Genomic DNA, 1473 nt, shown 5'->3' with positions numbered 1-1473 from the left:
CGCGCAAGTTATTTCATTTCGATTCCTTTACAATACTCGCTAGACGGAAGATCGACGGATAAGCTCGGGGGCAGATCTCCGACGCCCCTTCAAGTAGCTCGTGCGCGAAATATTCGGCGTCAGACCATGCACCCACCCGGGCCAGTACATACGCCATATCAGCCATACACATGGCATGGTCAATTATGGGGACGTAATGAAGTAACAAATACGTGATCGAGAGCATCATCGCAGGTCACAGGCCTGTGGAGGGTTCGAAACGCGCAAGTTATTTCATTTCGACTCCTTAGTCGGCGGCCTTCCATAGATCGCGCGAGTGTGAGCCCTTCTGCGGGAGCACCGTTCTCTGCGGCATGCATCGACATCCCCGCGCTCCCAGCGTCCGACGGTGGTCCGGTCAACGTCCAGTTCATGCGCAAATGACTCTTGAGAATAGCCCATGGCGCGGCGCCTAGCCGTTAGACCGCTTTGCTTCCGAGCCATCAACTCAATCCCTTCGCGTCCCGCGGATGCATCAGATGCATCAATTGTGCATCATCGTTGCCGTAGTCCCGCTGCGGCCGGTGCGCCACGGTAGGTAGGGGCACTTCGGGTCACCTTGCTCTGGGGATCGGCGTAGGCGGGATCGTCGTGCACCGCGAATCCGTGCTGCGCCCGCTCGATCTCCACTAGCCTGGGCTCCACCCGGAAGCGGCCGACAGCCGCCCGCGAGGCATCCACAGAGATGAAGGTGTCCTTCGTGTCGTGGACGATCAGGGTGGGTGCGGTCGATCTCTGGCGAGAGGGCAACGGCTCGGCGTCCCCGACTGCAACCTTGGTCCTCGCCAACAGCGGCAGGCTGCACCAGACCACCTTGCCGCCGGTCGAAGGTCGGTAGTAGGCCCATCGGGTGCTCAGGGCCGACAGCAGCAACAGGCCGCGTCCGCCCTCGGCGTCGAGAGCCGGGTCTTGCCGGATGGGTGCGGCTGCGCTGGAATCCCAGACCTCGATGATCAGATCGGTATCGGTGCGCGTCAGGCGGGTAGCGATGATGTCCGCCCCTCCATCCCGCTGGGTGGTGATGTCCCGGGCCGAGGAGCCGGCTTATGTACTTGTAGTGTTGACCTTTCCTGGGTTCTCGCGGAAGAACGACTCCGCCATGTCGGTTCCCACACGATGGCGCCCGCAGCTGCGAGAAGCCGAGCAGATTCGGCGTCGATGCCGCGGGCGCCACCAGTGGCCAGCGCCACCTGGCCGTCTAGGCGAAATTGATCCTTGTCTCTGATTCCTTGCTCTCTTTGGCGTTAAGGTGTTAAAGCGTTATGGCTATTTGCTCGGGGATGGAATCATCGGTATCTGACGGTAGATGTAAGAAATTTTCATCAATACGCGCCGGCTCGGCCATCTATGGCAATCGTAGCGTGGCATGCTATCCGGAGATGATCGGCTTGCCGAGCGGCAGGCCCTTCCCGCCGGTCTCGGTGGACATGGGAG

Annotated in this window: 3 protein-coding genes; all 3 read right to left on the bottom strand. The window is 60.6% G+C overall.

Annotation, left to right across the window (positions count from 1 at the left end; all coding sequences use genetic code 11):
• Positions 1-13: 13 nt before the first annotated feature.
• Genes ACY5KJ_RS12600 through ACY5KJ_RS12590 form a run of 3 tightly spaced genes read right to left on the bottom strand, consistent with a single transcriptional unit; the run spans position 14 to position 912 of the window.
• Positions 14-229, bottom strand: a complete 216-nt coding sequence (locus ACY5KJ_RS12600; RefSeq protein WP_462203414.1) for a hypothetical protein — start codon at positions 227-229, stop codon at positions 14-16.
• Positions 230-273: 44 nt separating this feature from the next.
• Positions 274-483: a helix-turn-helix transcriptional regulator gene (locus tag ACY5KJ_RS12595; RefSeq protein WP_462189268.1), complete on the bottom strand. Its 210-nt coding sequence runs from the start codon at positions 481-483 to the stop codon at positions 274-276.
• 51 nt (positions 484-534) lie between these two features.
• Positions 535-912: a hypothetical protein gene (locus ACY5KJ_RS12590; RefSeq protein ID WP_462189269.1), complete on the bottom strand. Its 378-nt coding sequence runs from the start codon at positions 910-912 to the stop codon at positions 535-537.
• Between the last annotated feature and the right edge of the window lie 561 nt (positions 913-1473).

This window comes from Frankia sp. CcWB3 (assembly GCF_977927595.1).
Note: the sequence above shows the minus strand (reverse complement) of the source record. Positions and strands in the feature narration are given on the sequence as shown.